This window comes from Kitasatospora sp. SC0581 (assembly GCF_048159585.1).
Taxonomy (GTDB): domain Bacteria; phylum Actinomycetota; class Actinomycetes; order Streptomycetales; family Streptomycetaceae; genus Kitasatospora.
This window is the reverse complement of record NZ_JBLRWA010000032.1, coordinates 13,377-29,250: the sequence shown is the minus strand read 5'-3', so window position 1 is coordinate 29,250 and position 15,874 is coordinate 13,377. Positions and strand designations below refer to the sequence as shown.

General features: G+C 72.6%; 12 protein-coding genes. 3 read left to right on the top strand and 9 right to left on the bottom strand.

Annotated elements, in window-relative coordinates:
* Positions 1 to 1,650 (bottom strand): ABC transporter substrate-binding protein, encoded by a 1,650-nt coding sequence (locus tag ACLWS4_RS31850; protein WP_388046822.1) that lies wholly within the window; start codon positions 1,648 to 1,650, stop codon positions 1 to 3.
* Positions 1,651 to 2,009: 359 nt separating this feature from the next.
* The gene (locus tag ACLWS4_RS31845; RefSeq protein WP_416875947.1) at positions 2,010 to 3,494 is read right to left on the bottom strand and encodes an MFS transporter; all 1,485 of its coding nucleotides are present in this window, start codon (positions 3,492 to 3,494) and stop codon (positions 2,010 to 2,012) included.
* A 125-nt stretch (positions 3,495 to 3,619) separates the two neighbouring features.
* Here ACLWS4_RS31845 and ACLWS4_RS31840 point away from each other — a divergent pair, with 125 nt between their 5' ends.
* Positions 3,620 to 4,054 (top strand): winged helix-turn-helix transcriptional regulator, encoded by a 435-nt coding sequence (locus tag ACLWS4_RS31840; RefSeq protein WP_416875946.1) that lies wholly within the window; start codon positions 3,620 to 3,622, stop codon positions 4,052 to 4,054.
* Positions 4,055 to 4,254: 200 nt separating this feature from the next.
* Here the strand turns inward: ACLWS4_RS31840 and ACLWS4_RS31835 are convergent, their stop codons facing one another.
* The 7 genes from ACLWS4_RS31835 to ACLWS4_RS31805 form a co-directional block, all read right to left on the bottom strand.
* On the bottom strand, positions 4,255 to 4,833 hold the full coding sequence (locus ACLWS4_RS31835) for a hypothetical protein (protein WP_416875945.1): 579 nt from the start codon (positions 4,831 to 4,833) through the stop codon (positions 4,255 to 4,257).
* A 471-nt stretch (positions 4,834 to 5,304) separates the two neighbouring features.
* Complete coding sequence (locus tag ACLWS4_RS31830) at positions 5,305 to 6,444, bottom strand: hypothetical protein (protein ID WP_416875944.1); 1,140 nt, start codon at positions 6,442 to 6,444, stop codon at positions 5,305 to 5,307.
* 5 nt (positions 6,445 to 6,449) lie between these two features.
* On the bottom strand, positions 6,450 to 8,528 hold the full coding sequence (gene fxlM, locus ACLWS4_RS31825; RefSeq protein WP_416875943.1) for a methyltransferase, FxLD system: 2,079 nt from the start codon (positions 8,526 to 8,528) through the stop codon (positions 6,450 to 6,452).
* 15 nt (positions 8,529 to 8,543) lie between these two features.
* Complete coding sequence (locus ACLWS4_RS31820; protein WP_416875942.1) at positions 8,544 to 9,803, bottom strand: lanthionine synthetase C family protein; 1,260 nt, start codon at positions 9,801 to 9,803, stop codon at positions 8,544 to 8,546.
* Positions 9,800 to 12,817 carry a lantibiotic dehydratase gene (locus ACLWS4_RS31815; RefSeq protein WP_416875941.1) on the bottom strand — a complete coding sequence of 1,006 codons (3,018 nt, stop codon included), beginning with the start codon at positions 12,815 to 12,817 and terminating at the stop codon, positions 9,800 to 9,802. The genes ACLWS4_RS31820 and ACLWS4_RS31815 overlap by 4 nt, the downstream gene beginning before the upstream one ends.
* Positions 12,818 to 12,907: 90 nt before the next feature.
* Entirely contained in the window at positions 12,908 to 13,078 is a 171-nt protein-coding gene (locus tag ACLWS4_RS31810) for an FxLD family lanthipeptide (RefSeq protein ID WP_387824863.1), read from the bottom strand.
* Between the two features lie 64 nt (positions 13,079 to 13,142).
* Positions 13,143 to 13,988, bottom strand: a complete 846-nt coding sequence (locus ACLWS4_RS31805; RefSeq protein WP_416875940.1) for a TauD/TfdA family dioxygenase — start codon at positions 13,986 to 13,988, stop codon at positions 13,143 to 13,145.
* 204 nt (positions 13,989 to 14,192) lie between these two features.
* On the opposite strand from ACLWS4_RS31805, the gene ACLWS4_RS31800 reads away from it, so the two are divergent.
* Entirely contained in the window at positions 14,193 to 14,597 is a 405-nt protein-coding gene (locus ACLWS4_RS31800; RefSeq protein WP_416875939.1) for an NUDIX hydrolase, read from the top strand.
* 3 nt (positions 14,598 to 14,600) lie between these two features.
* Positions 14,601 to 15,749: a helix-turn-helix domain-containing protein gene (locus tag ACLWS4_RS31795; RefSeq protein ID WP_416875938.1), complete on the top strand. Its 1,149-nt coding sequence runs from the start codon at positions 14,601 to 14,603 to the stop codon at positions 15,747 to 15,749.
* The last annotated feature ends 125 nt before the right edge of the window (positions 15,750 to 15,874 follow it).

Genomic DNA, 15,874 nt, shown 5'->3' with positions numbered 1-15,874 from the left:
TCAGGCCACCCCGATGCCGTAGAAGTCGGTGTTGGCGTCGACGTCCAGGACCAGCCCGTTCACCTTGCCGTGCCGGGCGACGTCCATGGTGGCGATGTAGGCCGGGAAGGAGTACGCCTGCTCGACGATCTTCCGCTGGACCTTGCGGTACAGCTCGGCGCGCCGCTCGGCGTCCACGGTCGCCTCGGCCTCGTCCAGCCAGCCGTCGATCTCGGCGTCCTTGACCCGGCTGCCGTTCGCCCCGCCGCCCCCGAACTGGGACTTGGAGTGGTAGAGGCTGCCCAGCAGGACCGGGTCGGAGCCCTGCCAGGCGAAGGCGAACACGTCGTAGTCGCCCTTGCCGGTGCGCCCGATGGAGCCCGCGGAGTCCAGCGGCACCAGCTTCAGCTCGATGCCGACCTGCTTCAGCGCGTCCTGCACGCCCACGTCGAAGGTGTGGTTCTGGGCCGAGACGAAGGTCTGCACGTACGGCTGCTCGGCGCTGAGGCGCTTGCCGTCCCTGGTGCGGTAGCCGTCGGCGTCCCGCCCGGTCCAGCCGGCCTCGTCCAGCAGTTTCTCCGCCTTCTCCTTGCTGTACTCCCAGGCCGGCTTGGCGAACGACGGCTCGGCGCCGGGGGTGGAGGGCGCCAGCGGCCCCCAGGCCTGCTCGTACTCGCCCTGGAAGACGCCCTTGACGATCCCGGCGAAGTCGATGGCGTGCCGGACGGCCTGCCGGGTGCGCGGGTCGTCGAACGGCGCGCGGGCGGTGTTGAGGTAGTAGGTGTAGGGGACGCCGGGGACCGCCTTGCGGACCACTTCGACGCCGTTGCGGCCGCGCAGGCCGGCCAGCCGGTTGGCGGGGATCAGCTCGGCGGCGTCGACCTGACCGGACGTCAGGGCGCCGACCCGGGAGGCGTCCTCCTTCAGCAGCAGCACGACGATGCTCTCCAGCTTCGCCGGCCCCTGGTGGGCGGCGGTCGGCGGGGCCCAGTCGTAGTCGGAGCGGCGCTTGAACACCGCCTGCTGACCCGGCGTCACCGACTCGAAGGTGAACGGGCCGGTGCCGACGACGAACGCGCCGCCGGAGGAGAGGTCGCCCGCGTGGTCGCGCAGCGCGACGGGGGAGTGGAAGCCGAGGAAGGTGCTCCCCGCCGAGTTGAGGAACGAGGCGTGGGGGGCCGTCAGGTGCACGGCCACCGTGCGCGGGTCGACCACCTCGGTCTCCTTGTACGGGCCGAGCAGGCCGGCCGCCCGCTTGGACGCCGTCTTCGCCGCCGTGACGTGCTCGAAGTTCGCCTTCACCGCCGCCGCGTCGAACGGGGTGCCGTCGCTGAAGGTCACGCCGCTGCGCAGGGTGAAGGTGTAGGTGAGGCCGTCGGGCGAGACCGTCCACGACTCGGCCAGCCACGGCTTGACGGTCCCGTCCGGAGCGATCGCGACCAGCGACTCCAGCACCGGGCGCAGCAGCCGCCCGGTGACGGCGGTGGACGCGGCGTGCGGGTCCCAGCTGTCGGGTTCGACGGCGGCGCCGTAGCGCAGGGTGCCGCCGCCGGCGCTCTTCGCGGAGGGCGGGGCGGAGGAGTCGGAGCAGGCCGTGAGGACGGCGGGGCCGATGACGGCGGCGGCGGTCAGGGTGACCGGGAGACGGAGGAAACGGCGTCTGGTGTACATGGGTTCTTTCTCGATCCTGCGCGAGGCGGGGAACGGTGGGCGGCGTGAGGCCCGCCCACCCCGCGGGGGAGACGCTGATGGACCCGGCCGCGGACGATGCGACGAGTCTGCTGGCTCCGTCCGGATCCGACCCCCCTGACCGTCCCCCTAAGCGGGCCCTTTCCCGGGGCCCGCGGGTTTCGCGGCGGGATCCTCGTGGGTGTGCTCGGCCGACGTGCTCGGCCGGCGTGCTCCGACGCGGTGCTCCGACACGGTGCTCCGACGTGGTGCGGAGTGCGGTGCGGCCCCGGCGGCGGTGCGCGCCGTCAGGGTGGTGCGGCCGTTCCGGGAGGCCCTCCGGAACGGCCGCACGGGGACCGTCAAACGTGCGGTACGGGGGTGTCCGCAGACTTGAGGTCCGACTCGGGGGCGTTCTCGGCGCCGTCCGCGGGGCTGCGCAGGACGAAGGCGGCCACCAGGACGCCGACCGCCACGAACAGGGCGCTGAGCCCGTAGGAGAGGTGGAAGCCGCCGGTGAGCGCCGCCACCTTGCTGTCGCCCTCGCCGAGCAGCGTCGCGGTGCGGGAGGCGGCCACCGTGGCGAGCACGGCGGTGCCGATCGAGGCGCCGACCTGCTGGGTGGTGTTCACCAGGCCGGAGGCGATGCCGGCGTCGTTGGGCGAGGTGACCGACATGGCCTGGCCGATCAGCGCCGGCATGGCCGCGCCGAAGCCGAGGCCGAGCAGCACGAACGGCGGCACGATGTCGGCGAGGAAGCTTCCGTCGCTCGGCACCCGGGCCAGCAGCGCGAGCGCCGCGGCCACCAGCAGCAGGCCGACGACCAGCACCCGGCGGGGCCCGAACTTCTGGTTCAGCTTGACCGCGAAGCCCAGCGAGACGATCGCGATGGTGACCGGCGCGGGCAGGAAGGCGAGCCCGGTCTTCAGGGCGTCGTAGCCCAGGACGTTCTGGAAGTAGAGCGCGGTGCAGAACTGGTAGCCGAACAGGCCGGCGACCATCAGGACCATGATGCCGTTGGCGCCGGAGACCGCCCGGGAGCGGAAGATGTGCAGCGGCAGCAGCGGCTTGGCCGCGTACGCCTGGCGGACCACGAAACCGACCAGCAGTACCAGCGAGCCGGCCAGCAGGCCCAGCGTGCGGGCGTCGCCCCAGGTGTACTCCTCGGCCTTGATGATCGTGTAGACCAGCAGCATCAGACCGCCGGTGGCGAGCACCGAACCGATCAGGTCGGCGCCCTCGCGCAGCCCCGCTCCCTTCCCACCGGGCACCACGCTCTGCGTCAGCACGAGCGCCACCAGGCCGATCGGCACGTTGACGTAGAACACCCACGGCCAGCTGAAGCTCTGCGTCAGCACGCCGCCCAGGATCAGGCCCAGCGAGGCGCCGGCCGCGGAGACGAACGCGTACGCCGCCAGTGCCTTGGCGCGCTCGCCGGCGTCGGGGAACAGGGTGATGATCATGCCCAGGACGACGGCCGAGGCGAGCGCCCCGCCGACCCCCTGGACGAACCGGAACACCACCAGCGCCGTCGAGGAGGAGGACAGGCCGCAGGCCAGCGAGGCCACCGTGAACAGGCCCAGGCCCGCGCTGAAGACGCGCTTGCCGCCCAGCAGGTCGCCCAGCCGGCCGGAGAGCAGCAGCAGCCCGGCGAAGGCGATGAGGTAGGCGTTGACCACCCAGGCCAGGCCGGACTGGGTGAAGCCGAGGTCGGTCTGGATGGTCGGGAGGGCGACGGTCACGATCGAACCGTCGAGGATGATCATCAGGTTGCCGGTGCAGAGGAGCCCCAGTGCCAACCAGCGTGACCTGGAAGGCTGGAGGGACGGCGGGGCTTGCGTGGTCATCGGAGCAGTCCTTCGGGGGAATGGCCCGGGAGGGGCGCCCGGTGGCGCCCGCGCTCCCTGAGGGCACTTCTTGTTACAGCGACCATCATGTGTGACCATCAAGTCCACCGTAAGGAGGCACTTTCATGTTCCTGGGGAACAACGATGTGATCGAGGACATCGACGAGACCGGCGGCCTCGACGACCCGGCCCCCGCCCGCGAGGCGTGCACCGTCCTGGAGGCGCTCAACCGGATCAGCGGCAAGTGGGCGATCGGGATCCTGCTCAACCTCAGCCACGGCCCGGTCCGCTTCACCGAACTCGAACGGTCCGTACCCGGAATCAGCCGCCGCATGCTCACCCTGACACTGCGGAACCTCGAACGCGACGGACTGATCGAACGCACCGTCTACGCGACCGTGCCGCCCAAGGTGGAGTACCGCGGCACCGAGATGGCCGCCGAACTCTACGCCTCCCTCAAGGGCCTCACCGCCTGGGCGGAACGCCACCGCGACGCCATCGCCCGCTCGCGCGACTCCTACGACCGGGAGCAGCTGGCGGCGGGCGCCGGGGACCTCTGAGGCCAGGCCCTCCACTATGCGAAGGGCGAGCCCGTCATCATGCTCGACGGGCTCGCCCGGGTACTGCACGTCGACCGGCAGGAGGCGGCCCGCCGGGTCCTGACCCCAGCCGTTCGGCGCGGCGGCGCCCGAAGAACTGCCGGATAGGACACGGACGTTGGTGGCGGATCAGGGCTCGGCCTGACCGCCACGATCCTGGGCTACGTCAGCTTGTAGGCCATCTCGGCGAGCTCGAGTGCCTGGCGGAGCGTGTTCTCGTCCGTGATCTGCACGCTCACCCGGTAGGCCCGGTGGCCCTTGGGGACGAGATAGGCGTCCGGTGCGATGCCGTGAAGGATCGCGGCGTCGCTGTCGTAGTTGAGCCGCAGGTTGACCACGCCGGTGTCGGCGTAGACGTACGCGAACCCGCCGAGCTGGCTTCCCTGCCGTCGCAGGCGCAGGTAGTCGCTGTAGTCGAGGGGTTCTCCCTCCTGGTGGGTCTTCCGCTTGACCCCGTGCAGCGCGGCGTTGGGCCACGACGTCGTCTCCTCGAGGAACGCGACGAACTGCTCCGCGGCGGGGTTCCGGGTCAGCATCTTCCTCACCTCCGCCTGGCCCTCGGCCGCGAGGCCGGGAATCGGCAGCGACTGCCAGCTGCCCCCGACCGGCGCGTCCTCCCCTGCGCTGGGACGGCTGGCGGGCGTCGGGCTCACTCCCATCGCGGCGATGAGCTGCCTTCCCACGTCGGACGCGTCCAGCTCTTCTGCCGTGCCCTCCACCTGGATGAACGTGACCTTCACTTCAACCCCTCCCTGAGTTGCATCAGTACATGGAAAGTAGCATCAACTCCCAATGTATGAAATGTACTTAGGAGGCCCTGGAGCGGGAGGTGCCGGGTGCCGGAATGGGTCTTCGTCGCGCGCCCGAGGCTCCGGACCAAACACCGTCCGTTCCATGAGGGCCTCCAGCCACGCGACGACCGAGGCCGGTTCGCGTACGGGAGGGCGTCGCCGAGTACGTCTCCTACACCTACCGCGGCGGGGCCGGCCCCGCGGATCCGGCCGGTCGGGTGCCGTCCGGGGCGCGGCGGATCAGCCCTTCCCGGTCCTCAACCGTCCCTTCTGGAGGGACGATCAGGCGCCAGCGGGGATCGACTCGGCAGCATGCCTGGTCAGACCGTCGATGTGTAGTAGCTCGTGAGAGCCTCGCGCCCGTCCCGTGAGTTGCTGTCCTGTGACTCTCGCCCGTTTGATGCAGCTCCGAAGGCTGCTTCAGCTGTGTGCTGTTCTGGGGGTGTGCTTCCCGAACGGGTTTCCTGCGGGTGGGACCGGGTCCGGAGGGGAGGCTTCGAGTACCGCTTGGGCGGCGGCGAGGGCGGCCTCCAGCTGGTCGCGGAGGGGCTCGGAGAGGGTGGCGGAGCCGAGTGCGCAGGCGGCGAGGGTCTGTGCGAGTTCGGCTGTCCGGCCGGGTCCGAGGCGGTCACGGACACCGGGGTGGGTGAGGAGGTCGCGCAGTGCGTAGCCGTCGCCCGTTTCACCCGCTCGGTGGGAGAGCTGCTCGATCAGGTCTCGGGAGGCGGGGGTGTCCGGGCCGGCGGTGTCGATCGCGGTCAGGGCGAGGCGGGTGGTGAAGACGGCCAGGCCCTCATCGGGTTCGAGGGCGAGGCAGTGGTCGATCGCGGTTTCGACGGCGGGCCGGTCGCCGGGGCGGCACAGGGCGGTGAGGACGGCGGTGACGGCGTTCTCCCAGGGCGCGCCCGGCTCGGTGTCGGCCAGCAGGGCGAGGGCGCCGGGGAGGTCGCTGGCGGTGGCGTGGGCGAGGACGGCGACTTGGCGGCCGTCGAGGATGCGCCGGCCGATGCCGCGGTGCTGCTCGATGTGGCGCAGGGCGTCCGTCCAGCGGCCGGCGGTGGTGAGGGCGCGGGTGCCGTCGGCGATGAGGACGCGCCACAGCCACCGGCGGACTTCATGCTGTTGCTCGGTGGTCTGGGTGAGGCGGGTGGGGATGGTGATGCCGTCGAGGGTGGTCTCGGTGGCGGTGGTGACGGCTCGGTAGAGGTCGAGGAGGAGCTGGTGGCCGTGCTGGTGGTGGCCGGCGCGGATGTGGAGGCGGGCGAGGTTGACGACGGGTTCGAGGAAGTGGATGGCGCTGGTCGCGGGGAGCAGGCCGCGGGTGAGGTGGAGGGCGGCGTGGCGGTGGCAGAGCTCGCGGGCGTAGCCGGGCAGGGCGAGGTCGGAGGCGAGGAGGGCCGCCTGGTTGAAGACGGCGGAGGCGAGGCTGGGATCGTCCTGCCGGGAGGCTGTGTCGGCCAGCTCGGTGAGCCGGCCGACACGGGCGGTCAGGGGCAGGCACGCGGGCCGGTGGCGTGCGACCAGCGGGAACCGCCGGGCGATCGGTCCGGTCGGGTGCATGCGGGTTACTCCCAGATGACGGTGATCGGGTGGTGGGGGCGGTCCAGGAAGAAGCGGCCGGCGGCCGGGGCAGTGGTGGCGGGGGAGTCAGGGAGTTCGAAGCGCGGTTTCCGGCTGCGGTAGCCGGTGTTCCAGGTGCGGATCTGGTCGGTGACGAGGTCGGCGAGGGCGGCGCCCGTCGGGCCGTGGCCGATGACGCCGGTCTCGTAGGTCTTGCGGCCGTCGGTGTCGGGTGGGCCGGGGCGCAGAGTGAGGTAGGCGATGGAAGCGGCGTCCACGGTGGCCATGGCGCCCCAGCCGAACATGGGGTTCACGCCGCGTTCGCGGGCGGTGCCGGTGACGCTCATCCGCATCACGGAGTTCGGGAGGGTGAGGGCGAGCCACAGGTCCTGGTACTCGTAGGTGGTGCCGGCCGGGATGGTGACGCCGGTCCAGACGTCGTGGCGCTCGGTGTCGAGGACGCCGAGCAGCAGGTCGGCGTGGACCGCGTCGCTCTGGTCCTTGTGAACCTGGAGGGTGACGTCGCCCTGGTGGGTCAGGGCGACGGTGCGGCGGGCGTCGTCCATGCTGCCGCGCAGCGGCATGAAGACGGCGAGCTGGTCGTCGACGGACACCCAGCCGTTCTCGCCGCGCTCGAAGGCGATGGTGCGCGAGGCGGTGCCGCGCAGACGCAGCGGCAGGACGATCCGTCCGGTGGGCTTGACCTGCCGGAGCCAGGCGGTGGGCACCTCGCTGGTGCTCACGGTGGCGATCAGTCGGTCGAACGGGGCGCCGTCGGGGTGGCCGAGGGCGCCGTCGCCGAGGACCACGTCGGTGTTGGTGATCCCGGCATCGCCGAGATGCCGGCGGGCGCCGTCGACGAGGTCGTCGTCCACGTCCACGGCGACCACGTGTCCGTCGGGGCCGACGATGGTGGCCAGGTAGGCGGCGTTGACGCCGGTCCCGGCCCCGGCCTCGAAGACGCGCTGGCCGGGCCGGGCGTCGAGCTGCTCCAGCATCAGGGCGACGATGGCGGGCTGGGAGGCGGCGCTGATCCGGGTGCCGGACCCGTCGGTCTTGATGTAGGTGGGGTTGTCGGCGTAGGCGGCCTCCAGAGGGAAGCCGGGCAGGAAGTGCTCGCGGGGAACGGTGCGGAAGGCACGCTCCACCGAGGTGCTGGTGATGTGCTTCTGGGCGAGCAGACGGTCGGTGAGGCTGTTGCGCAGCTGCTCCGCGGAGGTGACGGCGCTGTTGCTGAGAGTAGTCACGTCGGCGACCCTAGTGGTTGTGCGGATGGTGGGCTGCGAGGGCGTGGGGCCCTCGCCGGAATGGAAGACGGTTTCCAACGCGCGTGCAGCAGTGGCGGATTGGTGCTCGACCGGCAGGCCGGCGCGGTTGGCGTGGAAGATCATCAGGTGGGTGAGGACGGCGCGTAGCCCGCGGGTGAGGCGGCCGTCGCGCGCCAGGCGGACGAGGTCCTGTCCGGCCTTCTCGAAGGCGTCGACCCAGTCGGATTGGCCGGCGAGCGGTTCACCAGGGTGGGTGAGTCGGCGGGTGTCGAGGGTCATCAGGCGGCGCATCGCGGCGGTCAGGGGGGCTGCCCGTACGGGTGCGAGGGCGGGCGGCTCGGGTCGCAGTTCGGCGAACTTGGCCCAGACGTCGCCCTGTTCGTACCAGTCGAGGCCGGCGGAGCGGAGCATGGCGGAGACGAGGACGACGAGGGTCTCGGTCCGGCCGAGTGCGGGCGGGTCGGGCTCGGCGGTACGGGCCATCAGGTGCCGGCTGTCGGTGTGGAAGAGCCGGTGGGCGATCTCCATGGCGTCGGGGCCGCCGAACGCCTCGGTTTCCGGTTCGTAGATCACGGTGGCCCAGCCCGTGAGGAGTCCCTCCTCGGCGAGCACGTCGAGGAGCGCGGTGATGACGAGGGCGGGGTCGGCGGCGCGGTAGCGCAGTCGCAGCCCCTTTTTGCGGATGTACCACCAGCCGTTCAGCGCGCCGGAGTTCTGGCCGTAGGTGAGGACGGGGGCCAGGCGGTGGGCGGTGATCTGTTCGACGGTGGCAAGGTCGGGGAAGGTGAGGTCGTGCTGGATCCAGCCGGTGGTCATCGAAACGGTCCTTGGTCAGGCGGTCAGGAGACAGGCGTCCCAGCGGGTCGCAGGCGCGGCGCCGGTGGCGGGGGCGAGCAGGGCGAGGGCCGTGCCGGCCGCGCCTTCGAGGAAGGCGGGGCCCGCCGTCGCCAGGAGCCGGCGTGCCTGCGTGTCGGGGTCGGTACGGGGCGGGTGGGCGGTGTCGAGGAGCAGGGCGGCGGCCGAGCGCAGCCGGACTGCGTTGTGTGGGAGGGCGTCGTCGGCAGCGCGGTGGGCGATGTGGGCGAGCCCGGCGTAGCCGTGGCAGACGGACAGGTCGGTGGTCGCGGCGAGCGCCTTCGGGTCCGCGAGCGCGCTGGCGAGGTCGGTTTCGGCCTGGTGGCGCAGGCGTTGGTCGCCGAGGGCGAGGGCGGCGAGCTGCTGGACGCGGGCGAGGCCGGCGGTGCCGTAGCACCAGCTCGGGCGCTGCGGGGGCAACGGGCCGCGGGCGACGGCGTCCAGCTGGCCGCGGGTGATCCAGTGCGGCCAGGCGTGGCCGTCGCGCCAGCGCTCCAGCCAGGCGGTGATCGTGCCGATCGCCTGGCGCTGGCCGTCGACCTGCACACCGCGGCGTAGAGCCAGGGCGAGCAGGGCGAGGGGACCCGCGACGCCGTGTGCGAGGCCGTTGTTGGCGTGCCCTCCAGGGAACCGCTCGTCGGGCCTGCCGGAGGGGCCGTGCGGGGTCCACCAGCCGGGCAGCAACCTGCCGTCGTGCTCGACGTCATCGGTCAGGCGGACCAGGCAGCTGAGGACCCGCCGGACGGTCTCGCCGTCGGGGGTACGGCGTAGGAGGACGGCGCCGATGCCGGCCAGTCCGCGGATCGCGTCGAACTCGGCCAGCGCCGGCAAGTCGCCGCGATCGAGCCGGGTGAGGGCTTCGTCGCAGCGCCTGGTGGCATCGGCCGCCACAGCCTGGTCGAGGTGGGCGAGGGCGCGCTGGTAGGAGCAGGGGCGGGCCTGGGCAGCGCAGGCGAGGGTGTGCGCGAGTGCGGGAGCACCGTAGTACAGGTAGCTGTCAGCTCCGTTCGTGACCGGAGCGTCGGCGGCGACCGCGAGCCAGGCGCGTACCGGTTCCCACGGGCCCCGGCCGGTGGCGGCGCGTTCGATGTGGAGCAGGGCGACGCCGGGGGCGCCGTGGGCGAGGGACTGGCGCCACTGCGGGCGGGACGACCAGGCGGACGCTACGGCCTCGGGGTCGGCGAGGAGTTCGGCGATCCGGTCGGACAACCGCAGAGAGGGGTGAGGGATGGTCACCGGTCACCGTCCCGCGACAGGCGGGCGAGGGCGGCGGCGCGGGCCAGGTAGAGGACCTGGGCCTCGTCGTCGAAGTCGATGCGGTGCGCGCGGACGAAGCTGCAGTGCAGCAGGGAGCCGAGCACGTCGTCCGCCAGCACGCCTTCGGTGTGCGAGCCGGGGAAGAAGCAGCGGTAGGAGTCGAGCGCCCGGTGGCGTACGGACCAGGCATCCACGATCGCGGCACCGCCGGGCGCCGTGCGTAGCGCAGCCCAGTCGTGGGCCGGGTCGGCCAGGCGCACGGCTTCACGGAAGACCGGCCTGGGCACGGGGGCCGGCGCCTGGGCGGGGACGTTGTCGACGAGCCAGCGCAGCCCGGCGGCGGCGGAACCGGTGAACCCGGTGGCCACGGCGACCGCGTGGGCGGCGAGCAGCGCCTGCCGACCGGGCCCTGCGGGCTGGGACAGTTGGGTGAGGACGGCGGCGGAGTCGGCGCGGAACACCTCTTCCGCCGCGGCCCATGCCGGGCCCTCGCCCCAGCGTCCGGTCTCCGTGTACGAGGTCGGGTACACGACCTCGGACAGCAGCCCGGCCTGGTGGAGTTCGGCGGTCCAGGTGCTGATCACGCTGTCGCTGGAGCCGAAGTCGCTTGGGTCGGGCAGGGCGACGCGCAACCGCAGGTGCTGGCGCGGGTCACGGAAGCGCACGAACCACCACTCCGGGTGCCCGAGTCGCTTCAGGAGGTCGGGCAGGTGCCGGGCGAGGACGGTGTTCTGGCGTTCCAGGTCGCCGTAGAGGGAGGCGAGGAGCACGCGGGAGGCGCCGGGGGCGTCGCCGTGGCCCCGCTTCAGGACGCGGGCAGGGGTGGGCTTGGGCAGGCACGGCCAGGCCGGGGCGTGGGTGGCGGTGACGGGGACCACGATCTCGTGAGCCCGTCCGCCGGCCCAGCCGAGGTCGGCCGGGTCGGGTTCCTCGATGAGGACCGCGTGCCGGACGGAGCGCAGGCGGTCACGCAGCAGGACGCGGTGGCCGGGGCGGTCGAGGTCAAGGGGCAGGCCCTGGCTGTCGGCGGCCAGCAGCACGTGCCGCGGGGCGCGACGCAGCTCCGCCCACGAGGCGAGGGCTCCGTCCCACAATCGCTGCGGGACGTCGTCGGCGGGGAGTTCGGTGGCGGTGAGCCGCCAGGCAGCGGGGGAGAGGACGACGCGCCGGTGTCGCAACCGCGGCCGGAACGGTAGCGCGTGGAGAGCGCCCCAGTCGAAGCGGGTGACCTGCGCCGTCTGGGCGCGGGACAGTTCGGTGATCAGCCGGGCGAGCGGCGGGGTGTGGTGGTGAAGGTTGAGGGCGTGGGTGGGGGCGGCCTCGATTCGCACACCGAGCTCCGGTGCTGTCAGGTACATGCGCCGTCCGTCGCAGCCCACCGCCAGGTCTTCGGGGCAGAGGACGCCGTCGGCAGCGCGGCGGTGCTCGGCGAGACTGATCACCAGCTGGCCGGTCGCCACGCTGCGGGCGACGTGTCCGGTCGCCGCGTCCAGCGGCCGGAACGAGAGCTGCGCGGTGACGGCGTGCTCGTCCAGCGTCGGCAGGTTCCTCAGCAGATCGGTGAACACCGCCCGGTGCCCGGGTTCGAGGAAGTGGAGGAAGCGGCCGACCGAGACGCCGGCGGCCCGGGACGCCGAGACCACCTCCAGCCGGAACTCGCCCTTCTCGACCGCTTCCTGGCTGAGGGCGTGGACACGGGCGACGATCTCCAGGTGCGGAGGCAGGCGGGGTGCGTCCGGGCCCCGGTCGAGAGTGGCCAGCAGTGCCTCGTCGAGGACAGTCTCGCGAGCGTTGTCGAGAGCGGCCCGTTGGGCGAGGGAGGCCAGGGCCTCGTCGCGCTTGTCGAAGCGCGGCTTCTCGGCGGGCCGGGCGCCGGGGTAGCCGTCGGGCCAGCCGATCCCGCTGTCCGCCACCACGTCGAGCAGCGGAACCAGCGTGCCGCGGCCGTAGCGCTCGTAGAACCGCTGGTGGTAGGCCCGCCAGGCCGCGGTGCCGTTGGGAGCGGGGCTGAGTCGGGCGAGCAGGTGGGCTGCGCGTGCGGCCTCGTCGGCCACGGCGCGCGGGAGGACGAGGTCGGCGTCCAGCCGCAAGTCCACGGCCGACGAGAGAATGCCGTGCCCAGGGGCAGCAGCGGCGCGTAGGTCCGCCAGGGGCTCGGCCGCTTCGGCGACCTCGTCGGCGCCTGCGTTTTCCAGGGTGACCAGGAGACGACAGGCCGGGTCGGTGTCGGTCGCCGGCCTGTGAAGGTTCGTGATGAGCACTTGGTGGGCGACGAGTTCGGACAGGAGGCCGGTGATCTGCTCGACGGTCGTGGTGGGGAACTCGGCCTGGACCTTGTCGGCCAGCTCCTGGAAGCGAATCGGTCGGCGGGCGGCGGCGAGGGCGAAGGAGACGGGACGGGTGTGGCGCAGGGTCGTCTCGGCCGCAGCCGTGCCGCCGTCCGGGCGGTCGAGCGGCCGGTGGGGGACGACGAGACGATCACCGCGTACCTGGACGGTGGAGTTCGCCGTCACGTCCAGACGGGCCAGCAGGGTGGGACAGCGCTCGAGCTGCCCGATCGCCCGGGCGAGCCGGGCGGCCGAGGGGCGGGTGACCACGTGGTGCTCGTGGCCCCAACGCAGTTCGCAGGTCGGGCCGAACGACGCTGCCTGCACGCCGGCGAAGTAGCCGAACGGGGTGGGACGGCCGGTTGCGCGAGCCAGATAGCGGGCGGTGGAGAGAGCGGCACGCCGTACGTCCCGTGGCTCGGGCGACGGGGTGGCGGTCAGCTGGGCGACGCGACGGGCGAGGACCGGGCTGGCCACTGCGAGGGCCTGGGCGAGTTGCTGGTCCGCCCACACCGCGCGCAACCATCGCGTGCGGCGGCCCGTTGCCGAGGGGCCGTCGCCGTCAAGGTCCGGCCACGCGGGAACCCGCAGATCGGGGCGGGCGACGGCGCGCACGAGCGCCACGCCGGCGGCGCGGTAGGGAACCGAGGAAGTGGGAGGGCGCATGGCCGCGAACCTCGCAGTCGGAGACAGGATGAGATGGCGGTGGCGGCCGGTGCCCGGGGACGTCGTCGCCCAGGGCACCGGCCGGTCGGGTCAGTGCAGGCCGGTGGTGCAGGCGCCGCAGGTGCTGCCGCAGCCGTCGTCGGTGAGGACCTGCAGGCTGGCCGTGTCGGTGGTCTCGACGGTGCGGACGTCGAGGTCGAACTCGTCGCCGACGGCGTCGGGCGCGGCGGCCCTGGAATCGGCCGTGATCTTCTGAGCCATGATGGCTCCTCCTTGAGGGTTTCCCTTGTGGGACCTGGAGCCGGGGCGCGGGACGCGCCCCGCGTCACCAGGAGATGGTGGGGTGGCAGTGTCGGGTGTCGAGGGCCGGCTGAGCCGCGCGGCCTGCGATGGACCATGGCGCGGGGAAGCCCGACCGGAGGCCGAGCGCGGGGTGCGGTTCGCCCAGTGCGCGCAGTATCAGCCGCTCGCCCGTGAAGGCGGTGCGGCCGTGCAGCAGGCGGTGGTTGTCCAGCACGACGCCCTGTCCGGGGGTGAGGCGCAGCCGGCGGGTGTTCCGGTCGATGGCCTGGCGCAGGGCGGGCAGGTGCGCCTCGGCGTCGGGTGAGAAGCGGGCGAGGTCGTCTTGCCTCAGCCGCAACCGCCAGCGGCCGCCGGGCAGTTGCTGAAGAACCGGGGCGAACAGACCGTTTGATCCCCCGAAGTAGGCGGATCGTTCCGTGGAGAGCACCTCGATGACGGCCGGGCGGTACGCGGCCAGCTCGGCCAAGACGGCCTGGCCGTCCACCAGCAGGCTCTCGCCGCCGACGGCACCGGCCCGCGCGCACGCCAGGAGAAGCAGTCGGGGCGGATCCGGGTGCTGCGCGCACTCGGTGTGCAGGGCCAGGGCACCACGCCCGAGGCCGGCGAATCCCGGTCGTCCGTCGTGGCGCCCGGTGTCGCGGATGACGGTCAACCCGTCCGGGTCGGCATCCCGGTGCTTCCACAGCGAGGACATCACCCGGCCGGCGGCGAGGAGCACGTCGTCGCGCCCGCCCAGCCTGGCGAGTCGCAGCATCCCGTGCTCGCGCAGCAGTGCTCCGGCGCGCTCGTGGGCTGCTCCGTCCAGCAGGCGTGCGGTGAACTCCTCGCCGTTGGTGCCGTTGGTGACGTTGGTGTCGGAAGACGGCATGGTGGATCTCCCTCGTGGGACCGAGTGGGTGGGAGGCGACACACTCTTCACGCCCCATCGCCCGGATGGGAAGTGACAGATTGTCAAAGCTGGATCACCGGGCAGCGGGGCACCGCCCAGCCGCGCGACTGCTACCTTCGACGGGCCCGTGACCACCTGAGCGCCCCGGAAGAAGCGATGCCCGGACAGACCGAACAGCCTTACGTGCCAACGACGTTCCCGATCTCCGTCAAGGGCGTCGTGCTCGACCCGCGGCAACGGGTACTGCTGCTGAAGAACGAGCGCCAGGAGTGGGAGCTGCCAGGCGGGAAGTTGGAGGGGACGGAGACGCCCGAGCAGCGGGTGGTCACGGAGATCCAGGAGGAGAGCGGCTGGACGGCGGCCGCCGGCCCGCTGCTCGACGTGTGGATGTACGAGCCGATCCCCGGTCGCAAGGTCTTCATCGTCACCTACGGGTGCACAGCCACCGACGCACACCGACCCCCGGTCGTGAGCCACGAGCACAAGGAAGCCGGCCTTTTCCACCGAGACGAGGTGTCCGGCCTGGTCATGCCGCAGGGCTACAAGGACTCCATCACCCGCTGGTACGAACTGCACGACCAGGCCTGACCCGTGGCCGGGATCGACCCCCACGGTGGCATCCGCTGGCACTGGACCACGCCCAGAGCCCAGGACATCCTGCGCCGCCGAGCCCTGCCCGAGATCCTCCAGCTCTACCGCGAACTCCACGGCCTGCCGCAACAGGAACTCGCGGACCTCCTCGGCTACTCCACCAGCTACGTCTCCCGCATCGAGACCGGCTCGCGCACCATCACCGACATCGCCGCCCTGCGTCACATCGCCGAACGCCTGGGCCTCCCGCCGCACTGCCTCGGCATCACCGACGACACCGACGCGGACCACCAACTCGTGATCCAGCTCGCCGACTCCGTGCTGCGCCTGGCCGAGATCGCCCGCCAGGCCGGCCAGGCCACCACCGCGGTCGCCGAGCTGTGGCCACTGGTCGCCCGACTGGAGGCCCGTACCGCGGACGGCCATGCGGACCTCGACACCCTGCGCCTGCTCGCCAGGGCCCGGGTCGGCCTCGGCGTCGCGCTGGGACACGTGCTGCCCGAGGAGCGCCTCGCCACCGCGGCCCGCTGGACCGGCAAGGGACTCAGCGTCGCCCGACGGGTCGGCGATCCGGCGCTGCACGCCCACGCGCTGCGCCACCATGGCAACGAACTGCGCAAGTCCGGCCTGCACCTTCGCGCATTGGACCGGCTCGGCCAGGCCCGTGATACCGCCCGCACCGCCACGGAACGAGCCGAGGCCGTCGTCCTGCTCGCCCGCGCCGCCGGAGCCGCCGGGAACGCCGCCGTCTTCGACGCCGCGATCGACGACGGCTGCCGGCTTCTGCACGACGTGGCACCCACCGCTCTGTTCTCGGAGTTCACCCTCCACGAGGTCCGCCTTCGCGGTCTCATGAACACCGGCCGGGTCGCCGAAGCGGTCCGGCAGTTGGACCGGGCACCGGCCGCCGGACTCGGAGCGACCGCCCAGTGGCGGATCATCGCGGCGATCACCGCCGGCGAGGTGCTGCTGCGGAAGGGAGATCCGATCGGCGCGGCGCAACAGCTCAGCGCCGCGGTCGACGGGGCGGCCCTCCACCGTCTGCCGCACCAGCTCCAGCGCGCCGTCCGGGCCGGCCGCCGTCTGCCCGAAGTCAAGGAGCGGGCGGGCGGTGCCCTGGAACGGCTGCGAGCCGAGATAGCGGCCTGATCTCCAGCCCGGCGGCGGGACGGCGATGAGCACGGCGGACCACATCCCTTGACTGGTGGGCAGACGCCCGGAGCGAGAGCGTGAGGTGGCGGGGGTGGGGTGCCGCCCAGCGTGCGGAGCGGCAC

Bases quoted from the DNA above. Each gene is read 5' to 3' on its own strand.
- fxlM (WP_416875943.1), bottom strand. From the start codon at position 8,528: ATGACCACCGGCTGGATCCAGCACGACCTCACCTTCCCCGACCTTGCC.
- ACLWS4_RS31845 (WP_416875947.1), bottom strand. From the start codon at position 3,494: ATGACCACGCAAGCCCCGCCGTCCCTCCAGCCTTCCAGGTCACGCTGG.
- ACLWS4_RS31805 (WP_416875940.1), bottom strand. From the start codon at position 13,988: ATGCCGTCTTCCGACACCAACGTCACCAACGGCACCAACGGCGAGGAG.
- ACLWS4_RS31850 (WP_388046822.1), bottom strand. From the start codon at position 1,650: ATGTACACCAGACGCCGTTTCCTCCGTCTCCCGGTCACCCTGACCGCC.
- ACLWS4_RS31830 (WP_416875944.1), bottom strand. From the start codon at position 6,444: ATGCACCCGACCGGACCGATCGCCCGGCGGTTCCCGCTGGTCGCACGC.
- ACLWS4_RS31815 (WP_416875941.1), bottom strand. From the start codon at position 12,817: ATGCGCCCTCCCACTTCCTCGGTTCCCTACCGCGCCGCCGGCGTGGCG.
- ACLWS4_RS31810 (WP_387824863.1), bottom strand. From the start codon at position 13,078: ATGGCTCAGAAGATCACGGCCGATTCCAGGGCCGCCGCGCCCGACGCC.
- ACLWS4_RS31840 (WP_416875946.1), top strand. From the start codon at position 3,620: ATGTTCCTGGGGAACAACGATGTGATCGAGGACATCGACGAGACCGGC.